A 6,472-nucleotide genomic window follows, 5' to 3' on the forward strand; every position below is an offset into this window, starting at 1 on the left:
ACAGTCGAAGAACAATCGAACAACAGTCGGAGAAAGCTTATAGGAGTTGATGCAATATGGTGATTACCAGTCAATAAGCTTAGCGGATTAGTTGAAAGTGATACGAAACATGAAATTGTAAAAGGGTTAAAATATCTATGAAGCAGGTCGTTTTAGCAGTAATGATACTACTTGGGGTAGGAAAAGTGTTTGCCCAGCAGCAGTCATTCCTGGACAACCAGAAGATGTTCCCGAAAGTAGGCGTAGCCTACAGGGATAAGGAGGAGCAGTTAAAGAAGGAATTTGAAAAGAAAGGCCTGGAGTACCCGGCTAAGTACATCTTCCTGCGCTCGTTCAAACTGGATAGTGAACTGGAAATCTGGGTGAAAAACAAGGCTACCGACACTTTCCGCCTGTTTAAATCTTACCGGGTATGTACCCTGTCAGGCAAAATGGGCCCTAAACGCAAGGAAGGAGACCAGCAGGTACCGGAAGGTTTCTATTATATCAATGACTTCAATCCGAATAGTAACTACCACCTGTCACTGGGCATCAATTATCCCAACTTCTCCGACAAGATCCTCAGCGATCAGAAGAAGCCTGGCAATGAGATTTATATCCATGGTAGTTGCCTGACCATCGGCTGTATTCCGCTCACCGACGAATTTATCGAGGAGGTATACATCCTGGCAGTAAATGCCAAGAACGCCGGGCAGGACTTCATTCCCGTACACGTATTCCCGGTTAAATTCGGTCGTACCCGCTCCATGGAATACCTGCAGGGGGTAAAGCTGAACCCGGATGATAAAACGTCGACAAAGTTCTGGGCAGACCTGAAAACCGCTTATGATTATTTTGAAGAGCACCATCGCCTTCCGGTTGTCCTGGTAGACAACAAAGGCCAATATATTATGTAAGAAATTCATTGCTTCCATAAAAAGCGCTCCTGCCGCCGGCAGGAGCGCTTTTTGCTTTCATACCCCCCTTTCTTTTTGTAACTTTTCCTTCCGTTCATTTATTTTTTCTATGAAAAGTCAGTTTTTTTTCGAAACTTGAGGCTAAAGGTCAAATCAATTTACTATTATGAACAGAAGAGAAGCCATTCGGAACGTTGCCATTCTCTTAGGGTCGGCAATTTCCGCGTCCACGTTGTCAGCCCTGGAAGGCTGTAATCCAAAAGGCCCTGACAATTATGCATTGCAGGCGCCTGAGACTAAAAAGATGCTGGCCGAAATCGTAGAAACCATCATTCCGGAAACCGATACGCCTGGTGCTAAGGCTGCCAAAGTAGACGAGTTTATTGCCCTCATGCTGAATGACTGCTACAAACCGGAAGACCAGCAACTGGTATTGGATGGTTTGAAAAAGATCGACGATGCAGCACAAAAGCAATTCAAAAAGCCATTCGTAGACCTGACCGCAGAAGAGAAAACAACGATTCTGACGGATATAGACAAGGAACGTGTAGCTTATAATAAACGTGAGCACAAAAACGAAAAGGATCCCGCGCACTATTTCCAGATCCTGAAAGAACTGACCCTCACCGGTTATTTCACCTCCGAACCCGGCGCTACCAAAGCCCTCCGCTACGTACCGGTACCAGGCAAATACGAAGGTTGTATACCTTATGCCAAAGGCGAGAAAGCCTGGGCTATGTAGTAATTCGACGTTAAATAGATAAGACTCGTTCGCGCACATTAATTCATTCACTCAAGTAGAAATTCCATGAATCTGAATACTAAGGCTCAGGAGCAGAACACGTATGATGCCATCGTGATCGGCTCTGGCGTAAGTGGTGGCTGGGCTGCCAAGGAAATGACAGAAAAAGGTCTCAAAGTGCTCATGCTGGACAGGGGCAAAAAATTAGAACACGTTAAAGATTACGATACCGCCACCAAGGCTCCCTGGGAGTTCCCACACCGTGGCAAAATCACTGCTGAACAGAAAGAAACACATCCTAAGTTAAGCCGTGACTATCCATATAGTGAATACAATGAGCGCTTCTGGCTCAATGATTCCAAATCACCTTACAACGAGGTAAAGCGTTTTGACTGGTTCCGTCCTGACATTGTAGGTGGTAAATCCATTATGTGGGGCCGTCAGTCTTACCGCTGGAGCGATATCGATTTTGAAGCCAACCTCAAAGATGGTATTGCGGTGGACTGGCCCATCCGTTACAAGGATATAGCACCCTGGTACGATTATGTAGAAAAATTCGCGGGCATCAGCGGCCAGGCCGAAGGGTTGCCGCAACTGCCAGACGGCCAGTTTATGCCGGCAATGGAAATGAACTGTGTAGAGAAGGAAGTAAAAAAACGCATTGAAGCCAGTTTCAAAGGCCGTATTATGACCATGGGGCGTGTGGCAAACATCACCAAACCATTGCCTGGTCGTACCAATTGCCAGTACCGTAACCTGTGTAGCCGTGGATGCCCGTTTGGCGCCTACTTCAGCACACAGTCTTCCACACTGCCTGCAGCTGTGGCTACCGGCAATCTGACCTTACGTCCGGATAGCATTGTGAACTCCATCATTTACGACGAAAAGCAGGGCAAAGCAACCGGTGTACGTGTGATCGATACACATACCAAACAGATGACAGAATACTATGCAAAAGTCATCTTTGTAAATGGTTCTACCCTGGGCACCACCTTTGTATTGCTGAACTCTACCTCCAGCCGTTTCCCGAATGGCCTGGGCAATGACAGTGGCGTACTTGGTAAATACCTGATGGATCACCATTTCCGCACCGGTGCATCCGGCAGGGCCGAAGGCTTTGACGATAAATATTACTTTGGCCGCCGTGCAAACGGTATCTATATTCCCCGTTATCGCAACATTGGCAGCGACAAGCGTGACTACCTGCGTGGCTTTGGTTACCAGGGTGGCGCCAGCCGCGAAGGTTGGGCACGTGGTGTAGCAGAACTGGGTGTAGGTAAAGACTTCAAAAACATGCTCTCAGAACCGGGTAAATGGTCAATAGGCCTGGGCGGTTTTGGCGAATGTCTGCCTTACGAATCCAACCAGGTAACCCTCGATACCTCTGTAAAAGACGATTGGGGACAGCCGGTACTGAAATTCGACGCAGAGTTCAAGGAAAATGAAAAGAAGATGCGCGTAGACATGATGAACGATGCGGCGGAAATGTTGGAAGCAGCTGGTATGAAAGATATCAGGACTTATGACAACGGTTCTTACCCTGGTATGGCCATCCATGAAATGGGTACCGCACGCATGGGCCGTGATCCTAAAACGTCTGTCCTGAATGGTTATAACCAGATGCATGCCGTGAAGAATGTATTCGTAACAGACGGTGCGTGTATGACATCGGCAGCCTGTGTGAACCCCTCGCTCACGTATATGGCGCTCACTGCACGTGCAGTCGACTACATGTACAAGGAACTGAAGAAAGGCAATATCTAAAACATAGAAAGGCTGACTCCAAAAAGTCAGCCTTTTTTAAATGAACCCATATGAACCTCAACCTTAGAGCCACCAAAGAAAATACCTACGACGCGATTGTAGTAGGGTCTGGTATCAGCGGCGGTTGGGCAGCGAAGGAGCTGTGTGAAAAAGGACTCAAGACCATTGTACTGGAAAGAGGCAACAACGTAGAGCATATCAAAGATTATACAACCGCTACCAAAGCCCCGTGGGAGTTTCCGCATCGCCTGAATAATACCCAGGCCGTTCGTGCAGATTATCCCATCCAGAGTCAGTGCTACGCATTTGACGAAGCAACGCAACAGTACTGGGTCAATGACATAGAAAATCCATACAACCAGGTAAAGCCGTTCAATTGGCTGCGTGGTTATCACGTAGGCGGCCGCTCACTCATGTGGGGCAGGCAGGTGTATCGGTGGAGTGATATAGACTTCGAGGCGAATGCCAAAGACGGGCATGGGGTAGACTGGCCTATTCGCTATAAGGATATAGCCCCCTGGTATGATTATGTTGAAACCTTCGTCGGTGTCAGCGGCCAGGCAGAAGGGCTGCCGCAATTGCCGGACGGGAAGTTCCTGAAGGCAATGGAGCTAAACTGCCTGGAAAAACACGCACGTGAGCAATTCAAAAAGAAATTCAACGACAGGATACTCACAATAGGTCGTGCGGCACATGCTACTGAAATGCATAACGGCAGGCAATGCCAGTATCGTAATTTGTGTGCAAGAGGATGCCCTTTTACGGGGTATTTTTCCAGCAATGGGGTCACATTACCTGCCGCTGCCAAAACAGGCAATCTGACGCTGCGTCCTGATTCAATCGTACTGGAAGTGATGTATGATGACACATTAGGCAAAGCAACAGGCGTAAGAGTGTTAGATGCGCATACCATGCAAACGACAGAATACTATGCGCCAGTAATATTTTTAAATGCTTCTACGTTAGGTACCGCCAGTATATTATTGAACTCTGTATCCAGGCGGTTTCCCAATGGCTTTGGCAATGACAGTGAGCAGGTAGGGCATAACCTGATGGACCACCATTATGGACTGGGAGCAGGTGGCGAGTTTGATGGTTTCGAAGATCAGTATTACAATGCGGGGCGTAGACCCAGTGGCGTTTATATTCCCCGTTTCAGAAATATCAGTGAAGCAACGAAGCGTTCAGACTATGTACGTGGTTTCGGTTATCAGGGTGGTGCGGGGCGTGACAGACCAGGTTTCTTAGATGGAGTAGGAGCGTCATTGAAAAATTCATTGAGTGAACCCGGTAAGTGGACGATGGGTTTCTGGGCCTGGGGGGAGCATTTGCCTTATTATGAAAACAAGGTGACCCTGAATAAAGACAAGAAAGATAAATACGGATTGCCTACCCTCGATATTGATTGTGAATTCAAGGCAAATGAACTGGCCATGCGGAAAGATATGGTGGCGAGTGCGGTGGAAATGCTGGAAGCAGTGGGGATGAAAAACATACAATCGGCCGATGAGATGCCGCCTCCGGGGCATTGTATTCATGAAATGGGCACTGCCCGTATGGGGCGCGATCCAAAGACATCTGTCTTAAATGGGTACAACCAGGTGCATGCAGCAAAAAATGTGTTTATTACAGATGGGGCTTGTATGGCTTCGTCGGCTTGCCAGAATCCTTCTATTACGTATATGGCGCTGACGGCAAGGGCCTGCGATTATGCGGTGCAGGAGTTGAAGAAGAGGAATATATAAATAATTTTATTTGTGAATGCCCTCTTTACTATCTTTGGTAGTAGGGAGGGCATTCGTATTTAGTACTAAGGTGTTATATTCGCCTTGCATTTATAGCAATACTTTTGCTATACAAGTTTGTAAACCTTTTCCTATACAACTATGAATTTATTTTTACTTGCTACATTCGCTGCATTGTTCAATAATCCGGCCAGCGATTCTACCCTTAGAAAAGATAGTATTATCACCCTGCCTGACAGGTACCTGAACCAGGTAAAACGCAAATCAGCACACGTCGAAGCGCAGGTAGATAAGCGAACAGCGCAGGCCCTGGACCGCTTTGCACGTCAGGAAAAAAGAATGCAGGCGAAGCTGATGAAAGTGGATTCGACAGCCGCAAAAAGAATATTTTCCCAGTCGATAGATAGTCTCAACAACATGAAGGCCGGTTTAGGAAGGAAGGTGAGTGGCATTACCTCAAATGCCGGGGGGGCTTATATGGATACATTGCAGAATTCGTTGAAATTCCTGCAGGGGTCGAATAATGTATTGGGGGCGGGTAGCAGTAAACTGGCGAGCGCTACGCAGAGCGTAGATAACCTGCAAAATAGCCTGCAACAGGCGGAGCAGGTGAAGGCTTACCTGCGGGAGCAAAGGCAGTTATTAAAGCAGCAACTGGCGAATTATACGGGTTTTGGCAAGGATCTGACAAACCTGAATAAAGAGGCTTATTATTATGGGCAGCAGCTCAATGAATACAAGGCTACCTTATCAGATAGAAAAAAAGCGGAGGAGAAGGCAGTGAAACTGCTGAAAACCTTACCTGCATATAATAATTTTATAACACAACATTCACAATATGCGAGTTTGTTCAACCTGATTGGAGCCAGCAGTTCCAGTACGGCCAGTTTGTCCGGCTTACAGACCCGTAGCCAGGTGGAGTCAATTATCTCCCAGCGGTTGGGGAATGATCCCAGTGCGCAGCAGGCGGTGAGTCAGCAGATGGCGCAGGCAAAGTCGCAGTTGAATGAGTTGAAGGATAAATATTCCAATTTAGATAACGCGGGAGATATGCCTGATTTCAAACCCAACCCGATGAAGACAAAGAGTTTTCTACAGCGGTTGGAGTTTGGTGGCAACCTGCAATTCCAGAAGAATACGTCTTATTATCCTACTACTACGGATATTGCCGGACAGGTGGGATATAAGTTTCACAAAAATGGTTCTGCTGGTGTAGGCGTGTCTTATAAGTTAGGGATGGGTACGGGTTGGAATCATATTGCTTTTACGCACCAGGGTGTGGGGTTGAGGTCTTATGTGGATTGGAAATTGAAGGGGACTTTTTA

5 protein-coding genes are annotated in these 6,472 nt (G+C 47.1%); all 5 read left to right on the plus strand.

Going from position 1 to position 6,472, the window contains the following annotated elements; all coding sequences use genetic code 11:
• Window positions 1-137 precede the first annotated feature (137 nt).
• Window positions 138-896 (plus strand): L,D-transpeptidase family protein, encoded by a 759-nt coding sequence (locus ABDW16_RS22860; RefSeq protein WP_343672995.1) that lies wholly within the window; start codon window positions 138-140, stop codon window positions 894-896.
• Between the two features lie 166 nt (window positions 897-1,062).
• Complete coding sequence (locus ABDW16_RS22865) at window positions 1,063-1,638, plus strand: gluconate 2-dehydrogenase subunit 3 family protein (RefSeq protein WP_343672996.1); 576 nt, start codon at window positions 1,063-1,065, stop codon at window positions 1,636-1,638.
• Between the two features lie 66 nt (window positions 1,639-1,704).
• Window positions 1,705-3,402 carry a GMC family oxidoreductase gene (locus tag ABDW16_RS22870; protein WP_343672997.1) on the plus strand — a complete coding sequence of 566 codons (1,698 nt, stop codon included), beginning with the start codon at window positions 1,705-1,707 and terminating at the stop codon, window positions 3,400-3,402.
• 50 nt (window positions 3,403-3,452) lie between these two features.
• Window positions 3,453-5,147, plus strand: coding sequence for a GMC family oxidoreductase (locus ABDW16_RS22875; protein ID WP_343672999.1), 1,695 nt, complete (start codon window positions 3,453-3,455; stop codon window positions 5,145-5,147).
• Window positions 5,148-5,288: 141 nt separating this feature from the next.
• Window positions 5,289-6,472, plus strand: a 1,184-nt coding sequence (locus tag ABDW16_RS22880) for a hypothetical protein (RefSeq protein ID WP_343673000.1), incomplete at its 3' end; no start/stop codon positions are given.

Source organism: Chitinophaga sp., assembly GCF_039596135.1.
Classification (GTDB): Bacteria; Bacteroidota; Bacteroidia; order Chitinophagales; family Chitinophagaceae; genus Chitinophaga.